The organism is Thermus sp. NMX2.A1, assembly GCF_000511705.1.
In the GTDB taxonomy this organism is placed as follows: Bacteria; Deinococcota; Deinococci; order Deinococcales; family Thermaceae; genus Thermus; species Thermus scotoductus.
Genome location: NZ_ATNI01000048.1, coordinates 1 through 18,636, shown reverse-complemented (window position 1 = coordinate 18,636; position 18,636 = coordinate 1). Strand labels below are relative to the sequence as shown.

The following is an 18,636-nucleotide window of genomic DNA, read 5'->3' as shown; positions in this document are numbered from 1 at the left end:
TGGCTCGTATCCCCGGCAGGCTGGCGCCCTCGGGTTTGGGCCTTCAGGCGTGATCGGGCGGCTGTTGGGTGAAAGGGCCTTGGAATCGCTCTTCGAGCCTTTTCCAAAGGGGGCGGGCCATGCCAGGATGGAGCCATGGCCCCCAGCCTAGTGTTCCTGGGAGCGGGCAACCGCGGCATGGCCTATGCCCACCACGCCCACGCCCTGGGCGCCCGCATCGCCGGGGTGGCGGACCCCCGCCCCGAACGCTTCCAGGCCTTCCGGGAAGCCTTCTCCGTGGAGCGGACCTTTGCCGACTGGCGGGAGGTTCTGGAGGCTCCCCTTCTGGGGGAGGCGGCGGTCATCGCCCTGCCCGACCGGCTCCACGCGGAGGCGGCGGTGGCCCTGATGGAGAAGGGTTACCACCTCCTCCTGGAGAAGCCCATCGCCCCTACCTGGGCCGAGGTGGAACGGGTGGCCCAGGCCAAGGAACGCGCTGGACGCCTGGTGGCCGTGGCCCACGTGCTCCGCTACACCCCTTACGCCCAGGCCCTGAAGGGGCTCTTAAGGGAAGGGGCCGTGGGGGAGGTGGTGTCGGTCCAGCACCTGGAACCCGTGGGCCACTGGCACTACGCCCACAGCTTTGTGCGGGGAAACTGGCGGAAGGAAGAGGAGTCCAGCCCCTTTCTCCTGGCCAAGAGCGTGCACGACCTGGACTGGCTGCTTTTCGTGATGCCGGGGGAGGTAAACCGGGTGGCTTCCTTCGGGGGGCTTTTCCACTTCCGCCCGGAGAACCGACCTAATAAGGCGGCCTCCCGATGCCTGGAATGCCCGGAGCAGGTGGAGAGGAACTGCCCCTTCTCCGCCAGGCGCATCTACCTGGAAGCCTACGAGAAGGGGGAGAGGGGCTGGCCCCTGGACGTGGTGGCCTACCCCGTGACGTGGGAGGGACTGGTGGAGGCCCTGCGGGGGGGCCCCTACGGGGAGTGCGTGTACCTGGGGAAAAACGACGTGGCGGACCACCAGGTGGTGGTGCTGGAATACCGGGAGGGACAGACGGCCAGCCTACACGTGGAGGGCCTGTCGCGCATGCGCTTTCGGGAGACCCGGGTGTTTGGCACGGAGGGGGAGCTCTTTGGGGACGGGGAGCGCATCTGGGTGCACCACTTCCTGCGGGGGGAGCGGGTGGTGGAGGTAGGACGGTTTGGGGAGGCCTCGGTGCGTGGGGGGCACGGGGGCGGGGACGGGGGGCTGGTGGAGGCCTTTTTGCGGGCGGTGGCCCTGGGGGAGGAGGGGTTGCTGGAGCCTTTTGCCGAGGCGGTGTACGCCCACCGGCTCACCTTCTTGGCGGAGGAGGCCAGGCGGACGGGCAGGGTGGTGGCAGTGGAAAGCCCCCGGCCCTGAGGCCGGGGGCGTTTGGCGGAGAGGGCGGGATTCGAACCCGCGAGGCAGGTTTAAGCCCGCCTACACGATTTCCAGTCGTGTCCCTTCAGCCACTCGGGCACCTCTCCAAGTGCCAAGCCTGAGTTTAACAAGGCCCGTTTTTATCGTCAAGTAAGCTGAAGGTGTGCGGGTGGTGGTGGCCCACGAGAACCTGGACTTTGACGCCCTGGGTTCCATGGTCCTGGCGGGAAGGCTCTTCCCGGGAAGCGGTCTGGCCTTGATTGGGGGCCTCGAGGGGCCCTTGAAGGAGATCGCCCCCCTTTTGGAGGATCGCCTGGATCTGGTTCCGGCTGCGGAGATCCCCGTGGAAAGGGTGACCGAAGTGGTCCTGGTGGACAATGCCCGGCCTGAGCGCATCGGTCCCTTTAAAGCCCTGGTGGGGCGGGTGCCCTTTTTGGTCTTCGACCACCACCCCCGGGCACCGGGGGATGTGCCTGCGGTGGGGGGGAGGGTGGCCCAGGTGGGGGCCACGGTGAGCCTCCTGGTTCCCCTGATCCGGGAGCGGGGCCTGACCCTCACCCCCTTGGAGGCCACCTTGGCCTATGCGGGGATCTGGGAGGATACCGGGGGGTTCAGCTTTCCCTCCACCACGCCCCAGGACCTCGAGGCCGCTTACTTTTTAGCCCAGCAAGGAGCGGAGATCCCCCGGGTGCGGGAGTGGGTACGGCCCCAGCTGGGGGAGGAGGCCCGGGAGGTCCTGAAGAGCCTTATCCGCACCGCCAAGGTGGTGGAACGGCAGGGGTTCCGGCTCCTCCTCGCCCGGGCTCAGGAGGAGGGCTATGTGCCGGCCTTGGCCCCCCTCGCCCATGCTCTTTTGGACCTGCACGAGGCCCATGGGGTGTTGCTGGTGCTTCGGCTTGCCCGGGAGGTCCTCCTCATCGCCCGGAGCCGGGAGCGGTTGGATGTGGGCCGCTGGCTTTCCCAGGTGGGAGGTGGGGGGCACCCCCGGGCGGCCTTTGCCCGGGTGCGGGGGGTACGCAATGCGGTGCGGCGCCTTCTGGAAAGCCTTCCCCAGTACCTGGAGCCCGAGTCCACCCTAGCCGAGGTCATGTCCGCGCCTGTGGAAACCCTGCGCCCCACCACCGTGCGGGAAGCCCTGCGGATCCTGGAGGAGCGGGGGTACGGGGCCATGCCGGTGGTGGAGCCCCTGGAGGGAGGAAGGGTGCGGGTCTTGGGCCTGGCCCGGAGAAGGGATCTTAGGAAGGCGGAAAGACTTGGCCTGGCGGAGTATCCCGTGGACGGCTTTTTGGCCCGGGCCCTTGTCCTTCCCCCGGAGACCCCCCTTTCCGAGGTGGAGCCCCACTTGAAGGCGGGAGGGGGAAGGGTTCTGGTGGGGGAGAGGTTGGGGGAGGGCGTTAAGCTTCTTGGGATCTTCACCCGTACCGACCTCTACCGCAAGAAGCCCGCTTTGGAGAAGCCTCTGGGGGAGCGGATCCTGGAAGCCTTACCCGAAGGGGCCAGGCGGGTGGTCCTGGCCCTTAGGAAGGCGTTTCCGCAAGGGATCTACCTGGTGGGGGGGGCGGTGCGGGATGCCCTTTTGGACCGGTCGGGCCCCGACCTGGACCTGGTTCTGGAACCAGGGGTCAGGGTGGGGGAGGTGGCCCGCTTTCTGGTGGAGCGCTTCGGGGGCAGCTTTGGCCTCCACTATGCCTTTGGCACCGCCCGGGTGCGCGTGAGTTTTGGCCTTACCGTGGACCTGGCGGAAAGCCGGGAGGAGGTCTACCCCTATCCCGGCGCCTTGCCCCAGGTGCGTCCAGCCCCCATCGCCAAGGACCTGGAGAGGCGGGATTACACGGTGAACGCCATGGCTCTGTCCTTGGCCACCTTAGAGCTTTTGGATCCCTATGGGGGCCTCGAGGATCTAAGGAACCGCCTCCTCCGTCCCCTGCATCCCCTTTCCTTCGTGGAGGACCCGAGCCGCATCGTCCGGGGGGCGCGCCTGGCTGCCCGGTTGGCCTTCCGTTTTTCCGAGGAGGCCTTAAAGGCCTTGCCCCCAGCCCTCCTTCCCGAGGTGCTCAAGGGTGCCAGCAAGAGCCGCCTGCGCGACGAGCTCTTCTTGACCCTGGAGGAGGACACCTTCCTCGAGGCCCTTTCCCTTTTGGAGGAGCTTGGGGCCTTGGGTCCCCTCTACGGGCTAAAGCTTCCACCCAGGGACCCCTTTGTACGGCTTAGGTGGGGGCCTCTGGAAGACGAGGGGTTTCCGCCTGGGCGGGCTAGGGTGGAAGCTCGCCTCCTCCTTCTCCTCTACTTCCAGGAAAACCCCCTGGAAAAGGCCTTGGCCCTGGGGCTTCCCAAGCGGTTGCAGGAGGCCTTGGCCCTGCTTCTCAAAGGCTCCTGGGAGGAGGTGGACAAGGAGGCTTTGGGGAAGGAGCCCTTGCGCGGGGTTTTTCTGGCCCTCTTCCCCGGGAAAGAGGGCTGGCTTACGGAAAAAAGGCGGGTCCTCATGGGGCGGGATCTCTTGCAGCTGGGCCTGAAGCCGGGTCCCAGGGTGGGGGAGATCCTGCGCCAGGTGGCCGAGGCGCGGGCCCGGGGGGAGGTAAGGACCTTCGAGGAGGAACTGGCCTTAGCCCGTAGACTGATAGGCGATGGGTCTTTTTCCGTACCTCAATGACCCCCCGGTCTTCCTGGTGGCCTTCGCCTTTGCTGTTTTTGGCCTCGTGGTCCACAACCTGTTCCAGGCCTACCTGGCGGACCGGTATGGGGATACGGCTCCCCGCCGCTTCGGTTTCCTCTCCTTGGACCTAAAGGTCCACCTGGAACCCTTAGGCCTGGTCTTTTTGCTCCTTTTGGGTTTCGGATGGCCGAGAACCGTGCCCACGAACCTTCCCGGGAGGAAGGGGGCCATGGTGGCCCTCATGGGGCCTTTGGGGTTTTTTGTGGCTGCCTTCCTCTATGGCCTTCTCGCCCGCTTTCTGCCCTATCCCTTTGGCGAAGGACTTCTGCTGGCCCAAAGGCTCATGCTCCTTCACGCCGCCATCTACCTTTTCCCCGTGCCTCCCTTGGATGGGGCCAAGGCCCTCTACGCCGTGGGCGGGTATGAGGCCCGGCGCTTTCTGGAGCAGCTTGCGGCCTACGGACCCCTGGGTTTCATCCTGATCTTTCTGGTGCTCTCCTATACCGGGGTTACCGGGGCGGTGGTCCAAGGGCTTGCGGGCTTCTTGGCCACGCTATACCGGGTCATCGGGCTATGATCGCTCTTTTGCAGCGGGATCCCCTGGCCTTTCTTTTGACCTTTGCCATCTTGGTGTTCAGCCTGGTCCTTCACGAGCTGGGCCACGCCTACGCGGCCTACCTTTTCGGGGACGCCACCGCCAAGCGACAAGGGAGGCTTACCCTTAACCCCTTGCGGCACCTGGATCCCCTGGGGACGGTGCTTCTCCTCCTGGTGGGCTTCGGCTGGGCCAAACCCGTGCCCATCTACCCCCCGGCCTTCCGCCACTACCGCCTAGGGCTTTTCGTGGTTTCCATTGCCGGGATCGTCATCAACCTGGTTTTGGCCGTGCTCTTTGCCCTCCTGGTTCGGGGGCTATTTACCCTGGATCCCGTGGGAGTGGTGATGACCCTGCGGGGGGAGGGGCAGACTGAGCTCGGCCTGCTGGCCCTGGCGGCCTTTTTCGCCAGTTCCATTAACCTGGTCCTGGCGGTCTTCAACCTCCTGCCCATCCCCCCCTTGGATGGTTCCAAGATCCTGCAGAGCCTTCTTCCCCTTTCTTGGCAACCCCTTTTGTGGCGGTTGGAGCAGTACGCCTGGCTTTCCTTTCTTCTGATCCTTACCGTGTTGCGGGGGCCTATCCAGGAGGTGTTGCGCTTGGCCCGGCGGGTGTTCTTTGGCTTTTTCTTCGGCTAGACTGGGGTCATGCGCACCCTGAGCCTGGTGCTGGCCGTGGTGGCCCTCCTGCTCCTCCTCCCCGCCCTCCTGCCCCTTTTGGGCTGGCTCAACTGGGTGGTCCTGCCCCTGGCCCTTCTGGCCGCAGGGCTCGGCCTGCTTTCGGGAGAGGAGCGGGCCTTTAAGCTCGGGCTTCTGCTGATGGTGGTTTCCGCCTTGCGCCTTTTCCTAGGGGGAGGCTTCCTCTAGCCAGGTGCGCAGGATCCTCAGGTTCCAGGCGTCCTCCTCCGGGCTCCTTGGGGTTTCCAAGATGAAGACCCGGCCCCTCAGCCGGGGGTCAAGGAGCACGCCCTTAAGCCCCTCCCCGATCTGGCCCTGGAGGAGGTGGGCGTGGTGGTCGATGCGGCTAGCCAAGCCCCCCACGGAATCGTTCAGGTGTACCACAGGCACCCGCTCGAGCCCCACGAGGCGGTCCAGCTCGCTCAAAACCCCCTTTGGATCCCCCTTCACGTCGTACCCGGCGGCATAGGCGTGGCAGGTGTCCAGGCAGACCCCTAAGGGCGTGTCCTCTATGAGCCAGGCCAACTCCTCAAAGCGAGCCCCCACCTTTTCCCCGCCACCAGCGGTGTTCTCCACCAGGAGGGTGGGGCGCTCCCTGACCCTGGCCAGGTGCAGGGCCTTCAGGAGACCTTCCTTGACCCGCTTGGGGTCTCCAGAGCCCGGATGGACCACCACGTACTCCAGGCCCAGTAGGCGGGCTTTTTCTAGGTCGTCCGCCAGGCTCATCACGCTCTTTTCCCAAAGCTCCCCTTCCGCTCCCAGGTTTACCAAGTAGGAGGCATGGATAACCCCGGGAAGCTCCCCGGCCATCTCCCGCAGGGCGCGAAACGTTTCCACCTCGCTTGGGGAGAGGGCTCGGGTTTTCCAGCTTCTCGGGCTTTTGGCGAAGATCTGGAAGGCGGAAAGACCCAGGGCCTGGGCTTCCTCCACGGCCCCGGCCACCCCCTTTTTTCCGGCGATGGAGAGGTGGAAGCCGTAGCGCGCCATGCTACTCCTCCTCCACAACCTCCACCCGTACCCGGGTGGCGGAAAGGGCCCCGATGGTTTTGGCCGCGGCGTAGGAGAGGTCGATGATATACCTTCCCCCAAAGGGCCCTCGGTCGTTGATGCGCACCACCACGCTTTTGCCGTTTTTTAGGTTGGTGACCCGCACCCGGGTGCCGAAGGGCAGGGAGGGATGGGCGGCGGTGAGGGCGTGCATGTCGTAGCGCTCCCCGCTGGCCGTGCGCCTGCCGTGGAAGCCGGGGCCATACCAGACCGCAAGCCCCTCCTGCAGGAAGCGGGTTTTGGCTGGGAGCTCCTTTTCCGTAAGCCTCAGGACCTGGCCGGGATGGATCAGGTCCGAGGTGAGGCCGTTGAGCTCCTTCAGTTCCCTCACGCTCATGCCGTGGGCTTTGGCGATGCGGAAGAGAGTATCCCCCTTCTTTACCGTGTAGGTCTGGGCCAGGGCGCCGGAGAGGAAAAGGGCCAGGATGAGGGTGCGCACCTAAACCTCCTGCCAGCCCCGGGGGAAGCGGGAGAGAAGCTCAATCCCTGTGTCCTGGATGAGGACGAGCTCCTCAATCCGCACTCCGCCTATACCCGGCAGGTAGACCCCGGGTTCCACGGTGACCACCATGCCCGCCTCGAGGGTTTCCTCCGTGTAGGGGGAAAGCCCCGGCCCCTCGTGCACCGCAAGCCCCACCCCGTGCCCCAGGGAGTGGACGAAGTAGCGGTCCAGGTCAAAGCGCTTAAGTTCCTCCCGGGCCAGGGCGTCCATCTCCTTGGTGCTCTTCCCTGGGCCCAGAACTTCAAGAACCCGTTCCAGGGCGGCCAGGGTGGCCTCAAAGGCCCGTTTGAGTTCCCCGTCCACCCTTCCCAAGGCCACGGTGCGGGTCATGTCCGAGTGGTACCCCTCCACCCTGGCCCCCAGGTCCAGGGTAACGAGCTCCCCTGCCTCGAGGGCTTTTTCCGAGGCCCTGGCGTGGGGCAAGGCTCCCCGCACCCCCGAGGCCACGATGGGGGGGAAGGCCACCTCGGCCCCCCGCCGTTTCAGGAAGAACTCTATTTCCAAGGCGACATCCCGTTCCAACACCCCTGGCTTGAGCAGGGTAAGGGCGTGGGCCAGGGCTTCCTCCGCCAGGGCCTGGGCCTTGCGGATCCTTTCCACTTCCTCCGGTGTCTTTTTGAGCCGGAGACGCTCGATAACCCCCTTGGTGGGCACCCACTCCGCGGGGGCAAGCTCCCGCAGGCGTTCCAGGGCGGCGTAGGGGAGGTGTTCCGCCTCAAAGCCCACCCGGCCCTTCAAGCCCTTGAAGACCTCCTCTTTTTCCTCCCGCTTCAGCACCCTGGCGGGGATGCGGCTTTCCTGCTCCGCCTCGGGGTAGCGGGGATCCGTGAGGAGGAAGGCTCCTTCGTGGGTAACGAGGACCTGGGCGTCTTCGGGGTGAGGAAAGCCCGATAGGTAGCGCACGTTCTCGGGACGGGTCACGTAAAGGGCGTCCAGCCCTAGGGGCTCGAGGAGGGTCTTCGGGTCCAGCACGGGGCCTACTATACCACCCGTTAACCCTCTTCTAGGTTCACGCCCCGGTAGAGGTCGTCCACGGCCAACTCCAGGGTGGGGCAGGGGAGAGGAAGCTTCTCCCCCGGCCCCAGGCGGAGGTAGGTCCACTGGTTTTCCTCCCGCAGGTAGGCCTCGAGGCTTGCCCGGCGGCTATCCACCAGGAGGTACGCCCGGAGCGAGGGCAGCCGGAGGTAGTGCCACAGCTTTTTCCCCCGGTCCAGGTCCTCCGTGCTTTCCGAGAGGATTTCCACCAAGAGGCAGGGGGCTTCCTCGTATAGGGAAGGGGAAGGGGTACACACCACCATGAGGTCGGGGTAGAAGACGGTATCCTCCGAAACCTTCAGCCTGCGGTCCACCGCATAGGCCTCACATCCTTCCTCCAAGGCCTTGGGGCCCACCTTTAGGAGAAGCCGGGTCAGGATCTGGTTATGGGCCCGCCCTGCCCCCGCCATGGCCCAAAGGGTTCCCTCCACCAGGTGATGGCGGATGGGGCTTTTCTCCTCCAGCTGGAGGTAGGCCTCGAGGCTGAGGGCCTTTCGGGCGGGCTGGCCCATGGCTCTATTCTAGCTTGGCCAAGCTGAAGCGCACCCGGCCTTCCTCGTCCTCCAGGAGGGTGGTGTGGCCGGGGAAGAGGCCTTCAGCAAACTCTAAGGCCAGGACCTCCTCGGCGATCCAGCTGCCGTGCCGTTTCAGGGCTTCCAGGTAGGCGCCTTCCGCCTCGTAGCCCACCCGGATGCGGTCGGAAACCTTGAGGCCCATCTCCTTGCGGGTCTGTTGCAGGTGGCGGATCAGGTCCCGGGCCAGGCCCTCAAGCCTCAGCTCCTCCGTGACCCGCACCTCCAGGGCGGCCACGTACCCCTCCTTTTCCAGGGCCTGGTACCCCTCGGGGGCCTGGGCCTCGAGGAGCACTTCCTCCGGCTCCAGGACCACCTCCTGGTCCTCCAAACGCAGGGGCACCCTTTCCCCCTTCAGGACCAGGCCAGCCACCCTCGAGGCCTCCCTTTCCAGGGCCTCGCGGATGCTGGGAAGCAGCTTGCCGTACTTCTTGCCGAGGAGCTTCAGGTTGGGCAGGACCCGGTAGCGGAGCACCTCTTCCCCTGGTTCCAAGACCCGCACTTCCTTCACGTTGAGCTCCTCGGCGATCTCGGGGGCGAAGTGCCTCAGGCCCTCCCGCTCGAGGGCGGTGGGAGCAGTGATGAGGAGAAGGGGAAGGGGGATGCGGGTCTTGATCCCGCTTCTAGCCCGGGCGGAGCGGGCCAGGTCTACCACCTTGAGCACCGCCCGCATCTTGGCCACCAGCTCCTGGTCCACCAGATGGGGGTCCACCTCGGGCCAGTCGGAAAGGTGCACGGAAAGGGGGGCCTCGGGGCTTACCGAGCGCACCAGGTTCTGCCAAAGGACCTCGGCTAAGAAGGGGGTGAAGGGGGCGGAGAGCTGGCTGATGGTGACCAGGGCCTGGTACAAGGTGGCGTAGGCGGACTCCCGGTCCAGGGGATCCTCGTTTTTCCAGTAGCGCCTGCGGCCCCGGCGCACGTACCACTGGGAGAGGTCCTCCACCACGAAGTCCCGCAGGGCCCGGCTGCTTTGGGTGGGGTCGTAGGCCTCGAGGGCCTCCGTCACCCTTTGAATCAGATCCTGGAGCCGGGCAAGAAGCCAGCGGTCCAGCTCGGGCCGCTTCTCCACGGGAGGCGGGTTCTTAAGGTCCGGCCGGTCCAGGTTGGCGTAGGTGACGAAGAAGCTATACACGTTCCAGAGGGTGAGGAAGTAGTCCCGCACCGTCTCCCGCACCAGGTTGGGCCCGAAGCGGCGGTCCGCCTCCGGGGGAGCGGAGATGTAGATGTACCACCTGAGGGCATCCGCGCCAAACTCCCGGATGATGTCCCAGGGGTCCACCACGTTCCCCTTGGACTTGCTCATCTTCTGGCCCTTTTCGTCCAGGATGAGGCCGTGGCAGATGACGTTTTTGAAGGCGATGGAGCCGAAGAGCATCACCCCAAGCTGGTGCAGGGAGTTGAACCAGCCCCGGGTCTGGTCGATGCCTTCCGCAATGAAGTCCGCGGGGAAGGCCTGCTTAAACTCCTCCCCGTTCTCGAAGGGGTAGTGCAAGGAGGCAAAGGGCATGGCCCCGGAGTCGTACCAGACATCGATCACGTAGGGAACCCGGCGCATGGTGCCCCCGCAGGTGCACTGGAGTTCCACCCCGTCCACGTAGGGACGATGGGGATCAAAGGGTTCGGGAAGGGGTTGAATGGCCCTTTCCTTCAGCTCCTGGAAGCTGCCGATGGCCTCTTCCTTTCCACAAGAGCCGCAGACCCAGATGGGAAGGGGCGTGCCCCAGTAGCGGTTGCGGCTTAGGGCCCAGTCCACCAGGTTCCGGAGCCACTCCCCGTAGCGTCCCTCCTTGATGTGGGGCGGGACCCAGTTGATCTCCTGGTTTTTGCGGATGAGTTCCTCTTTGAAGAGGGTGTTTTTGATGAACCAGGTTTCCGTGGCGTAGTACATGAGGGGGGTGGAGCACCGCCAGCAGTGGGGGTAGCTGTGGAGGTAGCTTTCCTCCTTGAAAAGAAGCCCCCGGGAACGTAGGTCTTTCAGGATGGCCCGGTTGGCCTCGCGGAAGAAGAGGCCCTTAAAGGGCTCCACCAGGAGTCTCCCCTCCTCGTCCACCGTCTTGAGGAGGGGAAGGCCGTAGGCCCTGGCCGTGTCCAGGTCCTCGGCCCCGAAGGCGGGGGCCTGGTGGACGATGCCCGTGCCGTCCTCCCGGCTCACGTACTCGGCCAGGACCACGAGGTACCCCTTCTCCAGCGCCTGGGGGTAGGGGGGGTCGTAGGCCAGGCCCTCCAGTTCCTTCCCGAAAAAGGTCCTGAGAATGGGGGTTTCCTCGCCGAGAAGCCTGCGGCCCAGGGTTTCCTCGAGGATCACCACCTCCTCCCCCACGGCAAAGGCCCCATAGGTGTACTCGGGGTGCACCGCCGCGGCCACGTTCCCGGGGAGGGTCCAGGGGGTGGTGGTCCAGATGAGGAGGCTAGCCTGCTTCAGGCCCAGTTTTTCCGGTTCCTTAAGGGGAAGGCGTACATAAACCGAGGGATCGGTGATCTCCTTGTACCCCAAGGAGAGCTCGTGGGAGGAAAGGGGCGTGCCGCACCGGGGACAGTAGGGCACCACCTTGTGGTCCCGGTAGAGGAGCCCCCGGTCGAAGAGGTTCTTCAGGCTCCACCAGATGCTTTCCACATAGGTGGGGTGCAGGGTGGCGTAGGCGTTCTTGAGATCCACCCAGTAGGCGATGCGCTCGGTGAAGGCCTCCCACTCCTTCTCGTAGGTGAACACCGACTCCCGGCAGGCCTGGTTGAAACGCTCGATGCCGTAGGCCTCGATCTCCCGTTTGCTCTTTAGCCCCAGCTTCTTCTCCACCTCCAGTTCCACGGGGAGGCCGTGGGTGTCCCAGCCGGCCCGGCGGGGTACGTAATAGCCCCGCATGGTCTTGTACCGGGGGAAAAGGTCCTTGTAGCTTCGGGCCTGGGCATGGCCCACGTGGGGCATGCCGTTGGCGGTGGGAGGGCCTTCGTAAATGGTGTAGCGGGGCCTCCCTTTACGGTTTTCCACGCTTTTCTCAAAGATTCTCTCCCGCTTCCAGAACTCCAGAACCTCCTCTTCCAGCCTGGGAAAGTTGGGTTCGCTGACCTCCTTGAACATACACTCCTCCTTAAAGAAACGCCCGCGCCCTTGGGGCGCGGACGAAAGCGCAAGGGCTTCCGCGGTACCACCGCGCTTCCTGGAGATAGCCTCCAGGCCCTCATTTCCGCGCGATCACGGGCGCACCCGGCGGGCATTACTCGAGGCCCTTAGCCCCTTTCCTCCCGCGGCTCCGGGGTGATCTTCCCGCCTTTCCTCACCACCGGGCTTCCACCCTCCCCGGCTCGCTCTAGGCTATTGGAAAGGGGTACTCTCCCCATCCTCGCCTTTACAGCTCATGCCCCCTGGGGTAAAATCCCCCGTTGGCGGCTAAGCCCATGCTAGCAGCCCTCCCCTTCCTTGACAACGCCTGGGCTGGGTCTGCTAGAATCGAGCTAAGCCGGTCCACTTCCCGACAAAAGGAGTGCTCATGGAGCTGTACCTGGATACCGCCAACTTGGAGGAGATACGGGAGATCGCTGCCTGGGGGGTGCTCTCCGGGGTGACCACCAACCCCACCTTGGTGGCTAAGGAGTATGCGGGCCGAGGAGCAAAGCTGACCGAGGAGGTTCTGTTCGCTCACCTACGGGCCATATGTGAGGTGGCGAAGGGACCTGTGTCGGCGGAGGTGACCGCGCTGGCGGCAGAGGCCATGGTGGAGGAGGGCCTGCGGCTTGCCGCCATCCACCCCCACATTGTGGTCAAGCTGCCCACCACCGAGGAGGGCCTGAAGGCCTGCAAGCGCCTTTCCACCCAGGGGGTGAAGGTGAACATGACCTTGATCTTTTCCGCCAACCAGGCTCTTCTGGCAGCCCGGGCAGGGGCAGCCTATGTTTCCCCCTTCCTGGGCCGGGTGGACGATATCTCCTGGGATGGGGGAGAGCTTTTGCGGGAGATCGTGGAGCTGATCCAGGTCCAGAACCTGTCGGTCAAGGTCATCGCTGCTTCCATCCGCCACCCCCGCCATGTGACGGAGGCTGCCCTTCTGGGGGCGGACATCGCCACCATGCCCTATGCGGTCTTCAAGCAGCTTCTTAAGCATCCTTTGACGGACATAGGCCTTAGACGCTTTATGGAGGACTGGGAGAAGGTCAAGCCATGAGGAGAAAAGCGGATACCCAACAAGAAGCGCCCCTCACCTACCAGGAGCTTTCGGCCAAGATCCTTCCGGAGCTCCACCTGCTGGCCCAGGAGGCGGGGATCGAGAACTACAAGCGCATGAAGAAGGACCAGCTCATCATGGCCCTCCTGGAGCGGCAGACCCAAGGGGAGGGCCTGCAGCTGGTCAAGGGGTACCTGGAGATCAGCCCGGATGGGTACGGGTTCATCACCGAGAACCTGTACAACCTGGAATCCAGGGTGGCCATCGTCTCTGCGGGTCTCATCCGGCAGTATGCCTTGAGGAGCGGGGACTACATCGTGGGCCGGGTGCGGCCTCCGCGGGAGAACGAGCGCTACGGAACCCTCCTCAAGGTGGAGGCGGTCAACGACCTGGATCCCGAGGCCGCCAAGAACCGGCCCCGCTTTGACGAGCTCATCCCCCAGTTCCCCGACCGGCAGATCAAGCTGGAAACCACCCCCGATGAGCTTTCCACCCGGGTGATCGACCTGCTGGCCCCCATCGGCCGGGGGCAGCGGGGGCTCATCGTGGCCCCGCCCAAGGCGGGCAAGACCACCCTCCTCAAGAAGATCGCCAATGCGGTCCTGAAGAATGAACCCGACATCAAGGTGATCGTTTTGCTCATAGACGAGCGCCCCGAGGAGGTCACGGACTTCCGGGAAAGCGTCCAGGGAGCTGAGGTCATCGCCAGCACCTTTGACGAACCTCCCCAGAACCATATCCGGGTGGCGGAGTTCGTCCATGAGAGGGCCAAGCGCATCGTGGAGGAGGGGGGGCACGTGATGATCCTCCTGGACTCCATCACCCGCCTGGCCCGGGCCAACAACCTGGTAACCCCGCCCACGGGCCGTACCCTGTCGGGTGGTTTGGACTCCGCTGCCCTCTACTTCCCCAAGCGCTTCCTGGGAGCGGCCCGCAACATCCGGGGTGGGGGTAGCCTCACCATCCTGGCCACGGCCCTGGTGGAAACGGGAAGCCGCATGGACGACGTGATCTTTGAGGAGTTCAAGGGGACGGGCAACATGGAACTCCACCTTTCCCGCCGCCTCGAGGAGCGCCGCATCTTCCCGGCCATCGACATCCTGAAGTCCGGGACCCGTCGGGAGGAGCTCCTCTTGGGCGAGGAGGTGGTGCACAAGATGTGGCTTCTCAGGAAGGTCCTGGCGGATATGGACCCGGCGGAGGCCATGGAGATGCTCCTTGCCCGCCTGGGGCGCACCAAGAACAACAAGGAGTTTCTGGCGTCCTTGGCCGCCCGTTAGGCGGGATTTTCCCTTGGGGGGCGGAAAGCCCGCCCCCCAAGGCCTTTTGCCCCTTGCCTTTTCCCCGCTTGGTCCTGGTATAATCCCCGCGAGGTTTTGGTGGGGTTTGGGAGGTGAGCATTGCGGGGAGTATGGGGAAGTTTATGGCTCTTGGTTTCCTCTTTGGCCTTCGCCAAGCTGCCTGCTCTTAGCCCCCTTCCTCTTCCCGCGAACACGGTGGAGGTGGGCCAGGCGGTCAAAAAGGGATGGGTGGTCTATGAGGTGAAGCCCGGGGATACCCTGGCGGGGATTGCCGCTCGTTACGGGGTGGATCCCCGGCACATCATGTGGTCCAGCAACCTGCAAGGCGATCGCTTGCAGGTGGGGCAAAGGCTTCTTATCCCCTTGGTGGCCGTGGAGGACCGTTCCCCCCGGGTACCCCCGGGGGTGGAGGTGTACCGTGTGCGCCCGGGGGATACCCTGCAGGGAGTGGCGAGCCGTTATGGGGTAAGCGTTCTGGAACTGGTTTCCGCCAACCCTTCCTTAGAGAGCTTGGACCGGCTGGTGGCGGGGAGCGTCCTGTACATTCCAAGAAAAGCTAAGGGCTTGGTGGTATCCCTGCCCGAGGGGCAGACCCTGGTGGACCTGGCGGCTCGTTTCGGCCTCTCCCCAGTGGCGGTGGCCCGGGCCAACGGCATCCAGGACCCCGCGGAGCTCAGGCCCGGGGACCTGGTCCTCCTCCCCGGTATCCAGGCCAAGACCACCTATGAGCGGCTTCTCGCCAAACAGGAGGAGGAGCGCAGGGCCCGCCTCGAGGCGGAGCGCCGGCGCCAGGAGGAGCTTAGGCGCCTGGCGGAGGAGAGGAGGAGGCAGCAGGCCTTGGCCCAGCAACGTACCCGGCAGGTGCAGCAGGCCCAGACCCAGCGGCCCCAGGTGCGCCGGGTGAGCTACCAGGAAGGGGCCATGCGCTGGCCTCTTTCGGGCTTTCGCATCACCACCTATTTCGGCCAACGGGGAGTCTTTCAGCGCTTCCACACGGGGATTGACCTAGCTGCAGCGTACGGCACCCCCATCGTGGCGGCCAAGGCGGGGCAGGTGGAGGTGGCGGGTTGGAGCTCCGTGGGCTATGGCTTCCATGTGGTGTTGGACCACGGGGGCGGGGTGGAAACCCTTTACGCCCACATGTCGCGCATCGCTGTGCGGGCCGGCCAGTGGGTGGAGGCCGGGCAGGTGATCGGCTACGTGGGCTCCACCGGCTGGTCCACCGGGCCCCACCTGCACTTTGAGGTGAGGGTGGGTGGGGTGGTCCGTAACCCCTTGGCCTATTTGCCTTGAGTAAGTTTTAGTGCCCCCCGGGGGCCTTTGGGCCCCCGGCTTCTTTTGGCTTGACCCGGTGGGCGGTAAGCTGGAGGATGGAGGACGGGATGGAGAAGGGAACCTTTCAGATCAAGACGGGCTTCGCCGAGATGTTCAAGGGTGGGGTGATCATGGATGTGACCACCCCCGAGCAGGCGGTGATCGCCGAGGAGGCGGGGGCAGTGGCGGTGATGGCCCTGGAGAGGGTCCCCGCCGACATCCGGGCCCAGGGTGGGGTGGCCCGCATGTCCGACCCCAAGGTCATCAAGGAGATCATGGCCGCGGTTTCCATTCCCGTGATGGCCAAGGTGCGGATCGGCCACTTCGTGGAGGCCATGATCCTCGAGGCCCTGGGGGTGGACTTCATCGACGAGTCCGAGGTCCTCACCCCTGCGGATGAGGAGCACCACATCGACAAGTGGAAGTTCAAGGTGCCCTTCGTGAACGGGGCCCGGGACCTGGGGGAGGCCTTAAGGCGCATCGCTGAGGGAGCGGCCATGATCCGCACCAAGGGGGAGGCGGGCACGGGCAACGTGGTGGAGGCGGTCCGCCACGCCCGCACCATGTGGAAGCAGATCCGCTACGTCCAGTCCCTAAGGGAGGACGAGCTCGTGGCCTACGCCAAGGAGATCGGGGCCCCCTTGGAGCTGGTCCGGTGGGTCCACCACCACGGCCGCCTTCCCGTGGTGAACTTCGCCGCCGGGGGCATCGCTACCCCAGCGGACGCGGCCCTCATGATGCACCTGGGCATGGACGGGGTTTTCGTAGGTAGCGGCATCTTCAAGTCCGGGGACCCCAAGAAGCGGGCCCGGGCCATCGTGCGGGCGGTGACCCACTACAACGATCCTGAGGTGCTGGCCGAGGTTTCCGAGGACCTGGGGGAGCCCATGGTGGGCATCAACCTGGACCAGCTTAAGGAAGAGGAGCGCCTGGCCAAACGGGGCTGGTGAGATGGCGTCGCGGGCGGTCTGCGGGGTTTACGAGATCCACCCTGAGCAGGTGGAGAAGGCGCGCGCGGCCTTGCCCGAGGAGGCGGTGCTGGGGGAAGCCGCCCTCCTCCTTAAGGCTTTGGCCGACCCCACCCGGATGCGCCTTCTTCTGGCTTTGAAGACGGCGGGGGAGCTTTGCGTGTGCGATCTAGCCCTCCTCGCTGGGGTTTCGGTTTCTGCGGTGAGCCATCAGCTCAGGCTTCTGCGCCAGGCAAGGCTGGTGGCCTTCCGGAGAGAGGGAAAGCGGGTCTACTACCGCTTGGCGGACGAGCACGTGGAACGGCTTCTTGAGGAGGCTTTGGAGCACGCGGAAGAGAACACTTGACTAGCTACTCAAATGATGCTACCCTGGGAACATGGATGCTCACAGGGTTCGCGTGTTCCGGGTGGAGGGTTTGGACTGCGCCGACTGCGCCTTAAAGGTGGAGAAAGCCCTTTCCGGGGTGCCTGGAGTGGTGCAGGCCCAGGTCAGCTTTGCCAGCGGTAAGGCGTATCTGCACCTCGAGGTTCCCGGGGCGGAGAAGGAGGCGGAAAGGGTGGTTTCCGCCCTGGGCTACCGTTTGAAGCCTGAAGGGGACACGACCAGGGGTGTTTTGGGACCCTGGCGCTGGGCCTTGGCTTCCGGAGGGCTTCTCCTGGCGGCCTTTTTGGCTTCGCTCTTCCTCCCCGGCCTAGCCCCTTGGGGCTATCGGCTGGCGGCCTTGGTGGGGGTTTTCCCCCTGGCTCGTCGTGCGGTGGCTGCGTTCCGGCAAAACCCCTTTAGCATGCAGAGTCTGGTCACGCTGGCCACCCTTGGGGCCTTGGCCATCGGGGCGGAGGCCGAGGCGGCGGTGGTGGTCTTCCTCTTCCTGGTGGGGGAGGTGCTGGAGGCTTATAGCGTGGCCCAGGCCCGCAGGTCCCTTTACGCCCTTTCCGAGCTTCTTCCCAGGCGGGCCTACCGCCTGAAGGAGGGTGGGGTGGAGGAGGTGCCCCTTAAGGCCTTGAGGGTGGGGGACCTGGTGAGGGTGCCCCCGGGGGAGCGGGTACCGGCCGACGGGGTGGTGGTGTCTGGACAGGCTTCCGTGGAGGAGGCCGCCTTCACCGGGGAGCCCTTGCCTAGGCCCAAGGGGATAGGGGACCGGGTTTACGGGGGCAGTCTGGTGCAGGAGGGGAGCTTGGTGGTAAAGGTGGAGCGCCTTCCCGAGGAGGGCTTCCTGGCGGAGATGGAACGCCTGGCGGAGGGGGCCTTGCTTAAGAAGAGCCAGGCGGAGCGGGTGGTGGATGCCTTTAGCCGCCGCTACACCCCGGCGGTCCTGGCCCTGGCAGGCTTCGTGGCCCTGGTCCTTCCCCTTTTCCGGGGGGATTTCCTGGGGCATGTCTACAAGGCCTTGGGCCTTCTCCTCATCGCCTGTCCCTGCGCTCTGGTGGTGTCGGTGCCTGCGGCCATCGCCGCAGGGGTGGCCCGGGGAGCCAGGGCGGGGGTGCTCTTTAAGAGCGGGGCGGCCCTGGAGCGCTTGGCTGGGGTTCGCTACGTGGCTTTGGACAAGACGGGAACCCTGACCCTGGGAAAGCCCACGCTGGTGCGGGTGGTTACCTTTGGGGTTTCGGCGGAGGAGGCCTTGGCCCTGGCGAAGGGGGTGGCGGAGGGTTCCTCCCACCCCTTAGCCCGGGCGGTGCGGGAGGCTTTGGGCCCCAAGGCCTTGCCCTCGGAGGAGCATCGGGCGGTGCCGGGCCTCGGGGCCTTCGCTCGGGTGGAGGGGAAGGAGGTGGGTTTGGTGCGGCCCGAGGCCTGGGACCTGTCCCCGGAAGTAGAGGCCCAGGTGAAGGCCTTGACGGAGGAAGGCTTCAGCCTTTCCCTCTTGGTTAGGGAGGGGGTTCCCTTGGCCCTCTTGGCCTTCCAGGATACCCCCCGCCCCGAGGCCCGGGAAGCCTTGGCCGAACTGCGCCGACTGGGCCTTAAGCCCCTCCTGCTTACCGGCGACCGGGAGACCTCTGCTTTGGCTTTGGGCACGGCCATAGGGCTTTTTCCTGAGGAAATCCGGGCTGGCCTTTCTCCCGTGGACAAGCTCCGCCTGGTGGAGGAGTTGGCAGGTAGGGGTGGCGTGGCCATGGTGGGGGATGGGGTGAACGACGCCCCAGCCCTGGCCAAGGCCACGGTAGGGCTTGCCGTGGCCGAGGGCACGGAAGCGGCCCTGCAGAGTGCAGACGTGGGGCTTCTGAGCCTTGCCGCCTTGCCCCGGGCCTTCCGGCTAAGCCGCCTGACCCTGGGCGTGGTCCGCCAGAACGTGGCCGTGGCGGTGGGGCTCAAGGGGCTTTTCCTCCTCACCACCCTCATGGGTTACACGGGGCTTTGGACCGCAGTGCTGGCGGACAATGGAGCACTCGTGTTGGTGACGGCCAACAGTCTGCGTCTTTTGTGGCGCCGGGTATAG

The 18,636-nt window shown here is 65.3% G+C and carries 16 protein-coding genes, 1 tRNA gene and 1 other annotated feature; of the genes, 11 read left to right on the top strand and 6 right to left on the bottom strand.

Going from position 1 to position 18,636, the window contains the following annotated elements; translation table 11 throughout:
* The first annotated feature begins 135 nt into the window (after positions 1-135).
* A complete protein-coding gene (locus tag TNMX_RS03595) occupies positions 136-1,383 on the top strand; it encodes a Gfo/Idh/MocA family protein (RefSeq protein WP_038029601.1) in 1,248 nt (415 codons plus the stop codon).
* A 13-nt stretch (positions 1,384-1,396) separates the two neighbouring features.
* Here the strand turns inward: TNMX_RS03595 and TNMX_RS03590 are convergent.
* Positions 1,397-1,490, bottom strand: a tRNA-Ser gene (locus TNMX_RS03590).
* 56 nt (positions 1,491-1,546) lie between these two features.
* On the opposite strand from TNMX_RS03590, the gene TNMX_RS03585 reads away from it, so the two are divergent.
* Genes TNMX_RS03585 through TNMX_RS03570 form a run of 4 tightly spaced genes read left to right on the top strand, consistent with a single transcriptional unit; the run spans position 1,547 to position 5,497 of the window.
* Entirely contained in the window at positions 1,547-4,033 is a 2,487-nt protein-coding gene (locus TNMX_RS03585) for a CBS domain-containing protein (protein WP_038029599.1), read from the top strand.
* Positions 4,008-4,613: a membrane protein gene (locus tag TNMX_RS03580; RefSeq protein WP_038029597.1), complete on the top strand. Its 606-nt coding sequence runs from the start codon at positions 4,008-4,010 to the stop codon at positions 4,611-4,613. The genes TNMX_RS03585 and TNMX_RS03580 overlap by 26 nt, the downstream gene beginning before the upstream one ends.
* Positions 4,610-5,269 (top strand): site-2 protease family protein, encoded by a 660-nt coding sequence (locus TNMX_RS03575; RefSeq protein ID WP_038029595.1) that lies wholly within the window; start codon positions 4,610-4,612, stop codon positions 5,267-5,269. Before TNMX_RS03580 ends, TNMX_RS03575 begins: the two co-directional genes overlap by 4 nt.
* 9 nt (positions 5,270-5,278) lie before the next feature.
* On the top strand, positions 5,279-5,497 hold the full coding sequence (locus TNMX_RS03570) for a hypothetical protein (RefSeq protein WP_019550678.1): 219 nt from the start codon (positions 5,279-5,281) through the stop codon (positions 5,495-5,497).
* Here the strand turns inward: TNMX_RS03570 and nfo are convergent.
* From nfo to ileS, 5 genes are read right to left on the bottom strand one after another with little or no spacing between them, the layout of a single operon-like run.
* Entirely contained in the window at positions 5,477-6,295 is an 819-nt protein-coding gene (nfo, locus tag TNMX_RS03565; protein ID WP_038029593.1) for an endonuclease IV, read from the bottom strand. The genes TNMX_RS03570 and nfo overlap by 21 nt on opposite strands.
* Before the next feature lies 1 nt (position 6,296).
* Positions 6,297-6,794, bottom strand: coding sequence for a septal ring lytic transglycosylase RlpA family protein (locus TNMX_RS03560; protein WP_015717447.1), 498 nt, complete (start codon positions 6,792-6,794; stop codon positions 6,297-6,299).
* Positions 6,795-7,826: a Xaa-Pro peptidase family protein gene (locus TNMX_RS03555; protein ID WP_156919418.1), complete on the bottom strand. Its 1,032-nt coding sequence runs from the start codon at positions 7,824-7,826 to the stop codon at positions 6,795-6,797.
* Positions 7,827-7,849: 23 nt separating this feature from the next.
* Positions 7,850-8,404, bottom strand: coding sequence for a Uma2 family endonuclease (locus tag TNMX_RS03550; RefSeq protein ID WP_038029589.1), 555 nt, complete (start codon positions 8,402-8,404; stop codon positions 7,850-7,852).
* 4 nt (positions 8,405-8,408) lie between these two features.
* Positions 8,409-11,540, bottom strand: a complete 3,132-nt coding sequence (ileS, locus tag TNMX_RS03545; RefSeq protein WP_038029587.1) for an isoleucine--tRNA ligase — start codon at positions 11,538-11,540, stop codon at positions 8,409-8,411.
* Positions 11,541-11,574: 34 nt separating this feature from the next.
* Positions 11,575-11,812, bottom strand: a binding site (T-box leader).
* Positions 11,813-11,949: 137 nt separating this feature from the next.
* On the opposite strand from ileS, the gene fsa reads away from it, so the two are divergent.
* The 6 genes from fsa to TNMX_RS03515 all read left to right on the top strand — a co-directional run bounded on the left by fsa (position 11,950) and on the right by TNMX_RS03515 (position 18,636).
* Positions 11,950-12,621, top strand: coding sequence for a fructose-6-phosphate aldolase (gene fsa / locus TNMX_RS03540; protein ID WP_038029585.1), 672 nt, complete (start codon positions 11,950-11,952; stop codon positions 12,619-12,621).
* Positions 12,618-13,901 carry a transcription termination factor Rho gene (rho, locus tag TNMX_RS03535; protein ID WP_015717442.1) on the top strand — a complete coding sequence of 428 codons (1,284 nt, stop codon included), beginning with the start codon at positions 12,618-12,620 and terminating at the stop codon, positions 13,899-13,901. The genes fsa and rho overlap by 4 nt, the downstream gene beginning before the upstream one ends.
* A 120-nt stretch (positions 13,902-14,021) precedes the next feature.
* Positions 14,022-15,215, top strand: a complete 1,194-nt coding sequence (locus tag TNMX_RS03530) for a M23 family metallopeptidase (RefSeq protein WP_038029583.1) — start codon at positions 14,022-14,024, stop codon at positions 15,213-15,215.
* Between the two features lie 89 nt (positions 15,216-15,304).
* A complete protein-coding gene (pdxS, locus tag TNMX_RS03525; protein WP_026328982.1) occupies positions 15,305-16,186 on the top strand; it encodes a pyridoxal 5'-phosphate synthase lyase subunit PdxS in 882 nt (293 codons plus the stop codon).
* A gap of 1 nt (position 16,187) precedes the next feature.
* Positions 16,188-16,550 (top strand): metalloregulator ArsR/SmtB family transcription factor, encoded by a 363-nt coding sequence (locus TNMX_RS03520; protein ID WP_038029581.1) that lies wholly within the window; start codon positions 16,188-16,190, stop codon positions 16,548-16,550.
* A 31-nt stretch (positions 16,551-16,581) separates the two neighbouring features.
* Positions 16,582-18,636, top strand: a complete 2,055-nt coding sequence (locus TNMX_RS03515; RefSeq protein ID WP_038029579.1) for a cation-translocating P-type ATPase — start codon at positions 16,582-16,584, stop codon at positions 18,634-18,636.